General features: G+C 27.7%; 14 protein-coding genes. 11 read left to right on the top strand and 3 right to left on the bottom strand.

From position 1 onward, the window contains the following. The first annotated feature begins 60 nt into the window (after window positions 1–60). From ASUIS_RS03085 to ASUIS_RS03035, 11 genes are all read left to right on the top strand, one after another. Complete coding sequence (locus tag ASUIS_RS03085) at window positions 61–1881, top strand: DUF294 nucleotidyltransferase-like domain-containing protein (RefSeq protein ID WP_118885677.1); 1821 nt, start codon at window positions 61–63, stop codon at window positions 1879–1881. Beyond that, the gene (locus ASUIS_RS03080) at window positions 1878–2513 is read left to right on the top strand and encodes a 3'-5' exonuclease (RefSeq protein ID WP_407923305.1); all 636 of its coding nucleotides are present in this window, start codon (window positions 1878–1880) and stop codon (window positions 2511–2513) included. Before ASUIS_RS03085 ends, ASUIS_RS03080 begins: the two co-directional genes overlap by 4 nt. Window positions 2514–2702: 189 nt before the next feature. Further along, a complete protein-coding gene (locus ASUIS_RS03075) occupies window positions 2703–3020 on the top strand; it encodes a DUF485 domain-containing protein (protein WP_118885676.1) in 318 nt (105 codons plus the stop codon). Further along, a complete protein-coding gene (locus tag ASUIS_RS03070) occupies window positions 3020–4672 on the top strand; it encodes a cation acetate symporter (RefSeq protein ID WP_118885675.1) in 1653 nt (550 codons plus the stop codon). The genes ASUIS_RS03075 and ASUIS_RS03070 overlap by 1 nt, the downstream gene beginning before the upstream one ends. Window positions 4673–4997: 325 nt before the next feature. Beyond that, a complete protein-coding gene (locus tag ASUIS_RS03065; protein WP_118885674.1) occupies window positions 4998–5312 on the top strand; it encodes a DUF485 domain-containing protein in 315 nt (104 codons plus the stop codon). Then, complete coding sequence (locus ASUIS_RS03060; protein WP_118885673.1) at window positions 5312–6961, top strand: cation acetate symporter; 1650 nt, start codon at window positions 5312–5314, stop codon at window positions 6959–6961. The genes ASUIS_RS03065 and ASUIS_RS03060 overlap by 1 nt, the downstream gene beginning before the upstream one ends. Before the next feature lie 141 nt (window positions 6962–7102). Next, complete coding sequence (locus ASUIS_RS03055) at window positions 7103–8944, top strand: putative nucleotidyltransferase substrate binding domain-containing protein (RefSeq protein WP_118885672.1); 1842 nt, start codon at window positions 7103–7105, stop codon at window positions 8942–8944. Further along, window positions 8937–9557, top strand: a complete 621-nt coding sequence (locus ASUIS_RS03050) for a 3'-5' exonuclease (RefSeq protein ID WP_118885671.1) — start codon at window positions 8937–8939, stop codon at window positions 9555–9557. The genes ASUIS_RS03055 and ASUIS_RS03050 overlap by 8 nt, the downstream gene beginning before the upstream one ends. Window positions 9558–9574: 17 nt before the next feature. After that, the gene (locus ASUIS_RS03045) at window positions 9575–10768 is read left to right on the top strand and encodes an acetate/propionate family kinase (RefSeq protein WP_118885670.1); all 1194 of its coding nucleotides are present in this window, start codon (window positions 9575–9577) and stop codon (window positions 10766–10768) included. A 276-nt stretch (window positions 10769–11044) separates the two neighbouring features. Continuing rightward, window positions 11045–12040 carry a phosphate acetyltransferase gene (gene pta, locus ASUIS_RS03040; protein ID WP_118885669.1) on the top strand — a complete coding sequence of 332 codons (996 nt, stop codon included), beginning with the start codon at window positions 11045–11047 and terminating at the stop codon, window positions 12038–12040. Window positions 12041–12065: 25 nt separating this feature from the next. Beyond that, a complete protein-coding gene (locus tag ASUIS_RS03035; protein ID WP_118885668.1) occupies window positions 12066–13262 on the top strand; it encodes an acetate/propionate family kinase in 1197 nt (398 codons plus the stop codon). Between the two features lie 88 nt (window positions 13263–13350). Here ASUIS_RS03035 and sppA read toward each other — a convergent pair whose 3' ends face one another. From sppA to aroQ, 3 genes are read right to left on the bottom strand one after another with little or no spacing between them, the layout of a single operon-like run. Further along, window positions 13351–14235 carry a signal peptide peptidase SppA gene (gene sppA / locus ASUIS_RS03030; RefSeq protein WP_118885667.1) on the bottom strand — a complete coding sequence of 295 codons (885 nt, stop codon included), beginning with the start codon at window positions 14233–14235 and terminating at the stop codon, window positions 13351–13353. Continuing rightward, window positions 14228–15451 carry an aminofutalosine deaminase family hydrolase gene (mqnF, locus tag ASUIS_RS03025; RefSeq protein WP_118885666.1) on the bottom strand — a complete coding sequence of 408 codons (1224 nt, stop codon included), beginning with the start codon at window positions 15449–15451 and terminating at the stop codon, window positions 14228–14230. The genes sppA and mqnF overlap by 8 nt, the downstream gene beginning before the upstream one ends. A gap of 13 nt (window positions 15452–15464) precedes the next feature. Next, window positions 15465–15935, bottom strand: coding sequence for a type II 3-dehydroquinate dehydratase (gene aroQ / locus ASUIS_RS03020; RefSeq protein WP_118885665.1), 471 nt, complete (start codon window positions 15933–15935; stop codon window positions 15465–15467). Window positions 15936–16001 lie beyond the last annotated feature (66 nt).

The following is a 16001-nucleotide window of genomic DNA, read 5'->3' as shown; positions in this document are numbered from 1 at the left end:
TTGGTATACTTTTAATATTTTTAGTGCATAAACAACTTCTACAAAATAATAGGTAAATAAATGAGTATCCAAGACCAAAAAGCTTTTCTTTCAAATATTCATCCCTTTCAAGTTTTAACGTCAGAACAAATGGAAATATGTATAAAACATATGGATATTGCATATTATCCCAAAGATTCAGTATTAATAAACCCTGAAAAAATCCCTAACTATTTTTTTATTGTTATTAAAGGTTCAGTTTATGAATATTCTGTAGAAAATATTCCTGTTATGGATTATCATCATCAAGATTCGTTTGATTCTAATTCTTTAATATATGGAAAATGTACTAATATTTTTAAAGTATATGAAGATTTAATTTGTTATGAATTAGAAAAAAATACTTTTTTAAAATTAATTGAACTTAACCAACAATTTAAAGACTATTTTTTAAACGATTTAGTAAATAAAATTCAAACATTAAAGGACAAAGAATATACTTCTCAACTTTCATCTTTTATGATTGCAAAAGTTGAAGATACTCTTATTCATGAAGCTTGTATTATAGATGAAAATACAAAATTAATAGATGCCATAGAAAAATCTATGGAATATAAAACATCAAGTATTATTGTAAAAAAAGAAACTGGAGAATATGGAATTATTACAGACTCTCTTCTAAAAATAAAAGTTTTATTAGAAGGTAGAGATTTAACAATTCCAGTAAAAGATATTGCAATATTTCCACTTTTAACTGTAAATAATGATGATTATTTATTTGAAGCATTAACTGTATTAATTAAAAAAAATATAAAAAGAATTGGTGTAACAAATAATAAAGGTGAAATGGTTGGTATTTTAGAACAAATAGATGTTCTTTCTCATTTTGCAAATCATACTTATGTTGTTGATTCTAAAATTAAAAAAGCAAAAAATGTTGAAGATTTAAAAGCTGCAAGTAAAGCTTTATTAAATATTATAAATAGTCTGCACTCAAAAGGTGTAAAAGTAAATCATATTTCAAATTTAATTGGTCAACTAAATACAAAAGTTTATCAAAAACTTTATGAATTAGTACTTCCAAAAGAATTAAGAGATGATGCTTGTTTTATAGTTATGGGAAGTGAAGGAAGAAATGAACAAATAATAAAAACAGATCAAGATAATGCTCTTGTTGTAAAAGATGGTATTGATGTTGAACAATATAGACCTTATATGAATGAAATCACTAATCATTTAATTGATTTTGGATACCCATCATGTGAAGGAAATATTATGGTTTCAAATCCATTTTGGTGTAAAACAGTAGGTGAATATAAAAATGAAACAGCAAAATGGATTGAATCTCCAAAAATGCAAAATTATATGGATTTAGCAATTTTTTTCGATTCATTTGCAGTTGTTGGTAATAAAGAATTATTAATTAATTTAAAAGATGATTTATTTAATAAATTACATGATAAAGACGTATTTATGGCTTATTTTGCAAAAGCTACATTAACATTTGATACACCAAATACAGTTACAAATATTATGATAAAATCACATTATATAGATATAAAAAAAGCAGCTGTATTCCCAATTGTTCAAGGAATTAGAAGTTTAGCCTTAAGAGAAAAAATAAGAGAAACAACAACAATTAAAAGAATAAAAATACTTGAAGATAGAAAAGTTCTAGAAAAAAGTAAAGCAGCTGAATTATTAGAAGCTTTTGATGTTGTTAATACTTTAAGATTAAAAGCCCAACTTGATAATATTCAATATGGGAAAAAAATTAATAATGAAATTGATACACATACTTTAGGAAAAATAGAAAGAGATTTATTAAAAGATTCTTTCAAAATTATAAATGAATTTAAAAAATTTATTTCTTATACATTTAGAATAGATAAAATTTTATGATATTTGATAATTTATTCAAAAATTGGAACAGAAAAAAATTAAAAGATATTAGATTTGATTTTTTATTTGAAAATCCAACTATTGATGAATATGTATGTTTAGATTGTGAAACAAGCGGATTAAATCCAAAAAAAGATGAAATTCTTTCAATTGGAGCTGTTCATATAAAAGAAAACAAAATTTTAATGAGAAAAACATTTAATATTTTTCTAAAACCTTCAAAAAATATTGATGCAGAATCAATAAAAATTCATCATATTAGACCTGTTGATTTGGAAAATGGGATTAATCCTCAAGAAGCAATTTATCAACTTTTAGAATTTATTGGTTCAAGACCTATTGTTGGATATTACATAAAATTTGATGTAGCTATTATTTCTAGATATACAAAAGAGTTCATAGGAGTAAAACTTCCAAATGAAACAATAGAAGTATCTTCAATGTATTATAAAATTAGAAAAAAAACGATTGATTACGAATTTATAGACTTAAGATTTGATACTATTTTAAAAAATCTTGATATTCCAGCATTGGGTAAACATGATGCCTTAAATGATGCAATAATGACCTCAATGATGTTTCTAAAACTAAAAAATTTAACACCTGCTAAAACTACATTTTATATAAATTAGTGAGATCCAAAAAGTTACATTTCAGAATTTAAGCCCGTAAAATAGCCTCTATATATACTAAATATACATTATTAAGTTATATTAAACTACAATTATTTTGAAATATTTTGAAATGCTATGCTATTGCAACTTTAATAGTTTAATATTTCAAAGTACGTTTAGTTACAATCTAAATCTTAGGGAGAAAAAATGAATAAAGAATTGGTAGACAGGATTAAAAATAATCCTAAATACACAGAACTTATTACAAAAAGAAGTTCTTTTGCTGCTAAATTAGCAATCTTTATGTTGGTAATTTATTACGGTTTCATATTAGTTATCGCATTTGATAAAGAATTTTTTGCTACAAAATTATCAGCTGAGGGTGTTATGACTATTGGTTGGCCTATTGGTGTTGGAATTATTGTAATTGCTTTTATTACAACTCTTATTTATGTTATAAGAGCAAATGGAGAGTTCGAAGAATTAGAAATGGCTATTAAAAATGATGTAAAGGATATTTTATAATGTTAAAAATACTTACTCTTTTAGGTTTATCTTCTTTAGCACTTTTTGCTGCTGAGGGTGGTGCAGATACATTAAATGTATCAGCTGTTGCTATGTTCTTTGTGTTCATAGTTGCAACAATGGGTATTACAAAATGGGCTGCTAGTAAAACAAAATCTGCTTCAGATTTTTATACAGCTGGAGGAGGAATCACAGGATTCCAAAATGGTTTAGCAATTGCTGGAGATTATATGTCTGCTGCTTCATTCCTTGGTATTTCTGGAATGATTTTCTTACATGGTTTTGATGGTATGATTTATGCTATTGGATTCCTAGTTGGTTGGCCTATTATTCTATTCTTAATGGCTGAAAAATTAAGAAACTTAGGTAAATTTAACTTTACAGATATTGCTGCATATAGATTAGATGAACAAAAAATCAGAATTCTTGCAGCTTGTGGTTCTTTAACTGTTGTTACTTTCTACTTAATTGCTCAAATGGTTGGAGCTGGAAAATTAATTGAATTATTATTCCACATTCCTTATGGTTGGTCAGTAGTTATAGTTGGGGTATTAATGATTATCTACGTAACATTTGGTGGTATGTTAGCTACAACTTGGGTACAAATTATTAAAGCTGTATTACTTTTATCTGGGGTAACTTTTATGGCAATAATGGTTCTTTCACACTATGGATTTTCATTTATTTCATTAGCTACTGAAGCTGTTAATATGCACCCTAAACATGATGCTATATTAAATCCTGGACCATTTGTATCAGATCCTATTTCTGCAATATCTTTAGGATTAGCATTAATGCTTGGAACTGCTGGATTACCTCATATTCTTATGAGATTCTTTACAGTTGGAAATGCAAAAGAAGCTAGAAAATCTGTTGTTTATGCAACTGCATTTATTGGTTACTTCTACTTAATCATCGGTGTTGTTGGTTTAGGTGCTGTTGTATTCTTATTAAGTCCAGAAGGTGCTGTTTTCTTTAAAGACGGTGTAATTGATATGAAAAATATTATTGGTGGAAATAACATGGCTGCAGTTCACTTATCTGCTGCACTTGGTGGAGATATTTTCTTAGGATTTATTGCTGCTGTTTCTTTTGCTACAATTTTAGCGGTTGTTGCAGGACTTACTCTTGCTGCGTCTAACTCTATTGCACACGATTTATATGCAATCGTTATTAGAAAAGGTAAAGCTACTGATGCTGAAGAAATGAAAGTTTCAAAAAGAACAGTTTTAGTTATTGGTATCGTAGCAATTCTTTTAGGATTTGCATTTGAAAAACAAAATATTGCGTTTATGGTTGGTTTAGCATTTGCACTTGCTGCATCAGCTAACTTCCCGATATTAATTTTATCAATCTATTGGTCAAAATTAACAACAAGAGGTGCATTTATTGGTGGATTCTTAGGACTTATTACTGCTATCGTTTTAGTTGTATTAAGTAAAACAGTATGGGTTGATATCTTTAAATTTGAATCAGCGATATTCCCATATACTCAACCTGCATTATTCTCTATACTTGTAGCGTTTATTGGAATTTGGTTCTTTTCTATTACAGATAAATCTGCTAGAGCTGAACAAGATAAAGCTGGATTCGAAGCTCAAAAAATTAGAGCAGAAACTGGTATTGGTGCCGATGGAGCAGTTGCTCACTAGTCACACCATTTATTTTTTACTAAAGAGATTTTTCTCTTTAGTAATTTTTTTAAATTAATTTTAACCACTCCAATATAACTCTTAAAAATATCTTAAAAATGACAACTAAATATAATAATTTATAATAGTATTTTATGTTACTAATCTACTAAATCTTACATAATTTTTACATAACTTTCAAAAAAAATCCCTTCAAACTCACTTTTATATGTATAATCGGTTACTTTTTTTCATTCGTTATTTTAATATTATTATTTAATTTAACGTATATGAAAAGGAAAGCTAATAAACATATTTGTTTATCAATTCACAAAAAGGAAGCACAATGAACGACGAATTAGTTGAACGAATTGAATCTAATCCAAAATATAAAGAACTAGTTTCTAAAAGAAATGGTTTAGGTATCAAATTAGGCATTTTTGTAATAGTAATGTTTTATGCATATATTTTAGTTATTGCATTTAATAAAGAACTTTTAGCTGCAAAAATTGGTAATGGAATTACAACAATAGCATTTCCTATTGCATTAGCAATTTTAGTACTTAGTTTTATCACTACTCTTATTTATGTAAGAAAAGCAAATGGTGAATTTGAAGATTTAACTAACGAAATTAAAAAAGATGTAAAGGGGCTAATCTAATGTTAAAAATTTTAACGTTAATCTCAATTATTACATTAGGTGCATTTGCTGCTGGTGATGCAACTTTTGAAGCTTCAAAAAGAGAACTAAATATTCCTGCGATTATCATGTTTTTTGTTTTCATTGCTGGAACATTAGGTGTTACTTATTGGGCTGCTAAAAAGACAAAATCAGCAAGTGATTTCTATACAGCAGGTGGTGGAATTACAGGTTTCCAAAATGGTTTAGCAATTGCTGGAGATTATATGTCAGCAGCAGCATTTCTTGGGGTATCTGGTCTTATATATATGAAAGGTTATGATGGAGTAATTTATGCGGTTTCATTTTTAGTTGGATGGCCTGTTATTTTATTTTTTATGGCTGAAAAATTAAGAAACTTAGGTAAATTTACTTTTGCAGATATAGCTGCTTATAGATTAGGGCAAAAGGAAATCAGAACTTTAGCTGCGTTTGGTTCTATTTCAGTTGTTATTTTATATCTTATTGCACAAATGGTTGGAGCTGGAAAATTAATTCAAGTACTTTTTGGTATGGATTATGAATACGCTGTTATCATGGTTGGTGCATTAATGATTATTTATGTTACTTTTGGTGGAATGTTAGCAACTACTTGGGTACAAATTATAAAAGCATGTTTATTATTATCAGGTGTTTCATTTATGGCTGTTATGGTTTTATATAATTTTGATTTTAATTTTGAATCATTATTAGTAAAAGCTGTTGAAAATCATAAATCAAGTGAAGCTATTTTAAGTCCAGGTGGATTTATTACAGACCCTATTTCTGCTATTTCATTAGGTATGGCTTTAATGCTGGGAACTGCTGGATTACCTCATGTATTAATGAGATTCTTTACAGTTGGTAATGCAAAAGAAGCTAGAAAATCTGTTGTTTATGCTACTGGTTTTGTAGCATATTTTTGGGTAATTATCACTATTGTTGGATTTGGTGCAATTGCATTTTTAAATTCTGCTGATGGTGCACAATATTTTGTAGATGGAAAACTATTTGGTGGAAGTAATATGGCTTCTGTTCATTTATCACATATGTTAGGTGGAAATGCATTTTTAGGATTTATTTCAGCTGTTGCATTTGCTACTATTTTAGCTGTTGTTTCTGGATTAACACTTGCAGGGGCATCTGCAATATCTCATGATATTTATGCAAATGTAATTAATCCAGAAGCAAGTGATGAAAAAGTTGTTAAAATTTCTAAAATTACTGTAATTATTATTGGTATTATTGGAGTTGTTTTAGGTATTGCTTTTGAATCACAAAATATTGCTTATATGGTTGGTCTTGCATTTGGAATTGCGGCTAGTGCTAATTTCCCTATTTTATTTCTTTCTATTTATTGGAATGGATTAACAACAAGAGGTGCATTTATTGGAGGTTTCATGGGATTATTTTCAGCAGTTGCCCTTGTAATTTTAGGACCAAATGTTTGGGTTGAAATATTGAAAAATGAAAAAGCAATTTTTCCTTATGCTCACCCTGCACTATTTTCTGTAACAATTGCATTTGTTTCTATTTGGTTCTTCTCAAAACTTGATAATTCAGAAAGAGCTAAAAAAGAAAAAGAATTATTTAGAGGTCAAAATGTTAGAGCTAATACTGGTATTGGCGCAGCTGGAGCTATTTCTCACTAAATATATAGTATCAAAGGAAAAATTCCTTTGATACATATAGTAAATCTTCAATTTTTTCTTATTATTTTTTATACAAGGTAATAATTTCCTTATTCATTTTTAGCTAACATATATTCATTAAATCATTAAAAAAGAGAACCTATGAGTATACTAGAACAAGAATCTTTCATATCATCGATTCACCCATTTGGAAGTCTTACTATAAACCAACTAGCTTTGTTTGTTGAAAATATTGATATTGTTTATTTTAAAGAAAATGTAATAGTACAAAAACAAAATAGTGAACCTACTCATTTGTATTTTGTATTAAAAGGATTAATACAAGAAAAACAAGAAGATGAAGTACTAAGTTTATATTCAAAAAATGAAATCTTTGATTCAATTTCATTAATTGAAAATTATTCTAAAAATAGTTTTGTAACAGCAGAAGAAACTATTTGTTACATATTACCAAGAGAAATTTTCATAAAAACTCTACATGAAAACTCTACATTAAAGAATTATTTCTTTCAATCTATATCAGAAAAAATAAGCAACAACATCAATTATGAAAATAATAAAGAGATGGCTAATATTATGATTGCAAAAATAAAAGATGCAAAAATTCATAAAGCTGTTATTATTGATACAGAAAAAACAATATTTGAAGCAGCCTCAATTATAAAAAAAGAAAAAGTTCCTACTCTTTTATTAAAAGACGAAAAAGGAGAAATGTATATTGTAACTGATTCTGATTTTAGGCAAAAAGTAATTTTAAATAGGATGGATTTCGATGATAAAGTTATAAAAATAGCATCAAAAGGTTTAATTTATGTAAATGAAGATGATTTTTTATTTAACGCTCAATTAACTATGGCAAAACATGGATTAAAAAGAGTTGTTGTTCAAAATGATAAAAAAGAAATTGTAGGAATATTAGACCAAATTTCATTATCATCATTTTTTGCAACAAATACTTTTTCAGTATCAAATCAAATTGTAAAAGCAGAAACCCTTGAAGAATTAAAAGAAGCATCTCTTTCATTTATCAAAATAATCAAATCATTAAATGCAAAAGGTGTAAAAATCGAATTTATTTCTAAACTAATTAATCAATTAAATAAAAAATTATTAGATAAATTATACATTATGTTAGCACCAGAAGAACTCATAGGAAAATCATGTTTAGTTGTTATGGGAAGTGAAGGAAGAGGAGAACAAATCTTAAAAACCGACCAAGATAATGCCCTGATTTTAGAGAATGACTGTACAATTAGTGATGAAAAACTACAAGAATTTGCAACTAAATTTACGGAAACACTGGTTGATTTTGGTTTTCCAAGATGTGAAGGTAATATTATGGTTTCAAATCCATATTGGTGTAGAAGAGAATCTGATTTTAAAAATTTAATTTTTGAATGGATAATGCAACCATCACCTGAAAACTTTATGAATATTGCGATTTTTTATGATGCAGTTAGTGTTTCAGGAGATAGAGCTTTAGTACTTAGATTAAAAGAATATTTATTTAAAATAGCTGATAATTCTCAACAATTTAATTCTCATTTTGCAAAAATAATCTCAAGTTTTGATGTTCCACTAGGATTCCTTGATGGATTTGTTTTTAGTAATAAAGACAATAATCATAAAAATGAATTAAATATTAAAAAAGGTGGTATCTTTATAATTGTTCAAGGAATAAGATCACTTAGTTTAGAACATAAACTCTATAATACTAGTACAGCAAAAAGAATTAAAAGATTAAATGAAATAGGTATAATCGAAAAAGAACTCGCAAATGAAATAACTATGGCATTTAATTTTTTAACTACTATTAATTTAAAATCTAATTTAGAGAAATTAGACAAACAAGAAAAAATAGATAATTATATCAACCCAAATAATTTAAATACTATGGAAAAAGATTTATTAAAAGAATCATTTAAAATTGTAAATAAATTAAAGAAAAAATTAGAATTCCACTTTAAGTTAAACTATGTTTAGAAATATAAAACAATATTTCAATAAAAAAAATCTAAAAGATAACAAATATGAGTTCTTATTTGATGAAACACCCAACGATGAATATGTATGTTTTGATTGTGAAACAACAGGATTAGATCCTAAAAAAGATGATATCGTTTCTATTGGTGCTGTTATTATAAAAAACAACACAATAGTATCCAGCAAAAAATTTGTAAAATTTGTAAAACCAAAAACAAAACTTCAAGCAGAAGCTATAAAAATTCATCATATAAGAGAGTGTGATTTAGAAGATGCTGAAGATATAAATATTGTAGTTGAAGAGTTTTTAAATTTTATTGGCAATAGAACATTGGTGGGATATTATCTAGAATTTGATATTGCAATGATTAATAAATATATAAAACCAAAAATAGGAATTACACTTCCTAATAAAATTCTTGAGGTTTCAGCTATTTATTACGATTATAAAATAGAAAAAATCCCTCAAGCAAATATTGATTTAAGATTTAATACAATCATGGAAGAATTAAAAATTCCAAGTTTAGGAAAACATGATGCATATAATGATGCAATTATGACTTCACTGATTTTTATCAAACTAAAAAATCAACCAAAAGTAAAAATAAATTAAATAAAAGGAAAACACATATGTTAGTATTTGTATTAAACGCCGGTTCATCTTCTTTAAAATATCAATTGATAAATGCAAAAACAGCTGAATTAAAAGCTAGTGGATTAGTTGAAAGAATTGGAATAGATGGGATTTTAAAACATGAAGTTGGAGAAAATAAAAAATTAACTTTTGAATTACCAATTCCCACACATAAAGAAGCAATCGAGCTTGTTTTAAGAATTTTAACAAATGACGAAACAAAAGTAATAAATTCTATTAAAGAGATTCAAGCAATTGGTCATAGAGTTGTACATGGTGGAGAATTTTTTAAAGAATCTACAATTATAAATAAAGATGTAATTGAAAAAATTGAACAATTAGTTCCACTTGCTCCATTACATAATCCAGCTCATCTTTTAGGAATAAGAATTTGTCAAGAATTAATGCCAAATGTTCCAAATGTTGCAACATTTGATACAGCATTTCATCAAACTATGACAAAAGAAAACTTTTTATATGCAGTTCCATATAGTGATTACACAGAACATCATTTAAGAAAATATGGATTTCATGGAACAAGTCACTACTATGTATCAAATGAAGCTGTAAAAATTTTAAATAAAAAAGATTCAAAAATCATCGTTTGTCACTTAGGAAATGGTTCTTCTGTTTGTGCAGTTAGAGATGGAAAATCTATTAGTACATCAATGGGATTAACTCCACTTGAGGGATTAATCATGGGAACAAGATCAGGAGATATTGATGCTGGAGTAATTCCATATTTAATGGAGAAAAAAGGCTTAACTTCAAATCAAATTCTTGATTATTTAAATAAAAAATCTGGAATTTTAGGTATTTCTGGAATTAGTTCAGATTTAAGAGAAGTAATTAAAGCTTCTAAAGATGGAGATATAAGATCAAAAATCACTATTGAAATGTTATGTAATAGAATTAAAAAATATTTATGTTCTTATGCTGGATTAATGGGTGGAGTTGATGCTATTTGTTTTACTGCGGGAATTGGAGAAAATTCTGATTTAATAAGAGAAAAAGTTTGCCATGGTTTAGAGTTTATGGGAATTGAACTTGATAGTGAAAAAAATAGAGTTAGAGAATTAGGAAATAGAGAAATTAGTAAAAAAGATTCTAAAACAAAAATCTATATTATTCCAACAAATGAAGAATTAGTAATTGCAAAAGATACTTATAATCTTGTAAAATCTAAATAATTTGTTACAAATTAGCAAATATTAAAAAATTGTAAACGATGTACTATTTTTGTACATCGTTTATACAATTATCTCCATTTAAAACCTATCTATCCCCAATGTATTACAATTTTGCACATATTTGTTTTTTTCTGATATTTCTATATATATTATGTACTTTTTTTGAAATATCCTATAAAATTTTACTTAGTAAGATTATAAGACATTGCTATGTTAATGCTATGTTTTTAAATTATAATCTTTTCAGAAAGTTTAAATTAGAAAGGATTACTTAAGATGGGTTTAATTGAAAACATTAAAGAAAAAGCGAAATTAAAATTAAGAACAATCGTTCTTCCTGAGCCTGAAGATGAAAGAGTTTTAAAAGCTGCTCAACAGGTTATAGAAGAAAGAACAGCAAAGATTGTTTTAATTGGTAATGAGGCTACTATCAAAGCAGATGCTGCTAAATATGGAGCTAATATTGATGGAGCAACAATAGTTGACCCTAAAAATTTTGGCGATATTGATAGATATGTTAATGAGTTAGTTGAATTAAGAAAAGCAAAAAATCTTTCAAAAGAAGAAGCTACAGAAATTATGACAACTGAACCTAGATTTTTTGGTTGTATGATGGTAAGACTAGGTGATGCTGATGGATTGGTTGCTGGGTCAAACTCTCCAACAGCTGATGTTTTAAAAGCTGCTATTCAAGTTATTAAAACAGCTCCTGGAATCAACACAGTTTCTTCGACATTTATTATGGAAACAGCTGATGGTAAATTTGGAGATAACGGTTTAATTTTATTTGCTGACTGCGCTGTTATTCCTGAACCAAATGCAGAACAACTAGCTGATATTGCTTGTGCAACAGCTGCAACAGCTGCAAGTGTTGTTGGACTTGAACCAAGAGTTGCAATGTTATCATTTTCAACAAAAGGAAGTGCAAAACACCCATTAGTTGATAAAGTTCAATATGCTTGTGAAATTTTAGAAGAAAGAAATGTAAATTTCTCTTTTGATGGTGAATTACAAGCAGATGCTGCTATTGTTGAAGCTATTGGAGCTAAAAAAGCACCTGGTTCAAAAGTAGCTGGACACGCAAATATTTTAGTATTCCCTGATTTACAATCTGGAAACATTGGTTATAAACTTGTTCAAAGATTCGCAGGAGCAGAAGCACATGGACCAATCGTTCAAGGATTAAACCAACCAGTTAATGACTTGTCAAGAGGTTGTTCAGTAGAAGATATAGCAAACTTAGTTGCAATTACTGCAACTCAAATCAAATAATTTAAACTCAAAAAAGGAAAGTATTATGTTAGTATTTATTTTAAATGCAGGAAGTTCATCATTAAAGTATCAATTAATGAATCCAGTTTCAAAAGAAGTTTTAGCTACAGGATTATGTGAAAGAATTGGAATTGATGGAGTTTTAAAACATGAATTTGGTGATAATAAACTTACTTTAGAAGTTTCAATGCCAACTCATAAAGAAGCGATTGAACTAGTATTAAAAACATTAGTTGAGAGTGAAGGAAAAGTTATTAATTCTATTGATGATATTGATGCTATTGGACATAGAGCTGTTCATGGTGGAGAAGAATTTGCCTCATCTGTTATGGTTACACCAAGAGTTATTGAAAAAATGAAAGAATTAATTCCATTAGCTCCTTTACATAATCCTGCAAATATTATGGGAATGGAAATTTGTGCTGAATTAATGCCAGGTAAACCAAATGTTGCTGTATTTGATACTGCATTCCACCAAACTATGCCTGATTATGCTTATATGTATGCATTACCTTATGAGCAATATACAAAACATGGTATTAGAAAATATGGATTTCATGGAACAAGTCACTACTTTGTTTCAAATGAAGCAAAAGGAATGTTAGATAAAAAACATAATACTAGAATTATTGTTTGTCATTTAGGAAATGGTTCTTCTGTAAGTGCTGTTTTAAATGGTAAATGTATTGATACTTCTATGGGTCTTACTCCTGTTCAAGGTCTAATGATGGGAACAAGATGTGGAGATGTTGGTGCAGGTGCTGTTTCATATATGATGAAACAAGAAGGTCTTGATATTGACCAAATTATGGATATTATGAATAAAAAATCTGGTATTTTAGGAATTTCTGGAAAATCATCTGATTTAAGAGAAGTTTTACAAGGTATGCAAGATGGTGATGATAGATGTAGATTAGCTGTTGAAATGGTTGCATATAATATCAAAAAATATGTTGGAGCTTATGTTGCAGCACTTGATGGTGTTGATGCATTATGTTTTACAGGTGGAATTGGTGAAAATTCATCATTAATCAGAGAGATAGTTTGTGCTGGTCTTGATGGAATGGGATTAATTATTGACCCAACTAAAAACAACAGAAGAAGATCTGTTGCTAGAGATATTGCTACAAATAGTTCAGCTGCTAGAATTTTTGTTATTCCTACAAATGAAGAATTTGTTATTGCAAACGATACATATAAAATTGTATCTGAATTAAAATAATCTCTTTTCTTTAAAAGAAAAAAGGTAGAAGTTTAAAACTTCTACCTTTTTTTATCTCTTTTTTAAAACTCAAAAAATATTAATAAAATCAATAAGCTTTTAATCCACTTACAAAATTCATACTTATATTTGACACAGCTTCACTAATTAATTTATTCATAAATTTCTCAAATTTATCTTCTTTTTTCCAAATTGGATTTTCTACTTTTGATAAACTAATTAAACTATCTTGAGCATAAGAAAGAGTTGCAACCTCATCTACTAAACCAACCTCTTTTGCTTGTTTTGATGTAAATATTTTTGCATCTGCAAATACAGTATGATTTTTAACATCAAGATTTCTTGCATTTGCAACATCTGCTACAAACATATTATAAGTATCATCAATTACGCTTTGCAGTTGTTTCTCTTCATAATCAAACCATTTTCTTGTTGGTGTTCCTGATTCTTTATACTTTCCAGCTTTTACAGTTTGAGTAGAAACTCCAATTTTCTGCATAAGTTCTTCAGCATTTACACCTTGCATAATAACTCCAATTGAACCTACCATGCTTCCAGGATTTGCAATAATTTTATTTGCCCAAATAGAAGCATAATAACTTCCACTTGCAATTACCCCACTTGCATATACAACAACTGGTTTTATCTCTTTAAGTTCTTTTATTGCATAAGCTAATTCAACAGATTGAGCAACTGCGCCACCAGGAGAATTTACAACAAATAAAATACCTTTTATATTTTTATCTTCTTTTGCTTTTTGAATATCTTCTAATGTTTTTGAAACATCCATTATTGGACCTGTTAATTCTATTTTTTGCAGATTTGCATGAATATTATTATCAACCAAATTTTCATCAGCTGGAACAATTATAAAATACATTATTGTTAAAAAAACTATTGTTTTAAAATATTTAGTAATAAAATCCAAAATAGCTGTTATTGGTGAAAAAATCATTTTAAAAAAATTAAACAAACTCTCCTCCTATTATTGTTTTATCTACGAATTTTGTATGCAAAATAATTTGCATAGGTAAATCTTCCATATCCTCCACTTCATCTGGTAAAGTAAAAGCTATCATATCTGAATCCAAATCTTTTTCAAGACTTCCTTTATTTAATCCTAAAGCTCTAGCTCCATTTAGTGTTGCTGCTTTTAATAAAACCTTTGAAAAATCAATCACATTTTTATCATAATGAACCATTAATGCATTTCGTAATTCATCAAACATTGATAAAGAGTTATTTGAACTAAGTCCATCTGTTCCTATTGTAAAAGGAATCTCTTCTAATTTTGATAAATCTAACTTACTATTATTTAAAACTCTATTTGACATTACACAGTGATTTATACTTGCACCCAATGATTTGATTTTTTCTAAATCAGCCTCACTAGCTTCAACACAGTGAGTAAAAGATAAATTCTTTATATTTGAAAATAGATTCAAAAACTCCATTGGCTTTGAAACTGCTTTTTCTTGTCCTAAAAAGTTTTTGAAAAAATCCAAAAATAAACCCTCATCTTTATGAAGCCAATCAAACTCTTCAGGAGATTCAAGGAAATGTGAACTAACTGCTAAATTCTCTACACGGGCAAGATTTAAAGTTTCCCTTACTAAAAAAGGATGAACTGAATATGGTGAATGAATTGCAATTGCTGGTATAAAGTTTTTTGATTTAAATTTTTTTGCATTTTTTAGTCTATCTTTAAAATCTGCAAATAAAGTATCAACCATATCACCTTTTGAACCAATTACTTCACAGAAAAACACCGTATTAATTGGACTTTTTACACATGGTTCCATATCAAAAGAGTAAGATGAAATCGCTCCAATTGTTGTAGTTCCTGTTTTTTTCATTCTATCTAGTTTTGTAGAGATTAGTTTTTTATCAGCTTTATTTATTAAATCATCCCGACTTCTTATCACAGAATTTAACCATGACATAAAATTACCATATTTTAAAGTTGTTGTGTTTGAGCTAAATTCTAAATGTATATGGGAATTTATAAGACCTGGCATTAAAACTGAGTTATCTTCAAGTTTTAAAATTTCAATATTTGGATATTTTTTTTCTATATTTATAAGTGTATCAATTTCTATTATTTTATCATCAAAAACAACCGCACCATTTTTAATGATACTGTTGTTTTCATCGCAAGTTACTATCCAATTTGCACTTATTATTTTCATAAATTTTTAATTGTTAAGCGTTTTTTTGTTGAGCTTGAGAAATTGCTTTAACTTCAGAAATTATTTGCATTAATGCAATTAAACCCATGTGATAACCAAAAGGTCCAAATCCTGAAATAACACCAGTTGATGCACCAGCAGTTATTGATTTTTGTCTAAACTCTTCTCTTTTATAAATATTTGAAATATGAACTTCAACTACTGGCATTGAAACTGCACTTAAAGCGTCTTTTATAGCTATTGATGTGTGAGAATACGCAGCTGGATTTATCATAATTCCATCAACAGTTCCTAAACACTCTTGAATTCTATCAACAATTTCACCCTCAAGATTTGATTGAAAAAACTCAATTTCAACCCCATTTTGTTCAGCTGCTGTTTTTAATTGTTCATGAATTTGTTCCAATCCCATTGAACCATAAATGTGTTGTTCTCTAATTCCCAACATATTTAAGTTTGGACCTTGGATAACGGCAATTTTCATATTATATTCCTTTTATAAATTTTAGGTAAGATTATAATAAAATTTATGTTAAACGATACCAAATTA

The sequence above is a fragment of the Arcobacter suis CECT 7833 genome (assembly GCF_003544815.1).
GTDB classification, from domain to species: domain Bacteria; phylum Campylobacterota; class Campylobacteria; order Campylobacterales; family Arcobacteraceae; genus Aliarcobacter; species Aliarcobacter suis.
Note: the sequence above shows the minus strand (reverse complement) of the source record. Positions and strands in the feature narration are given on the sequence as shown.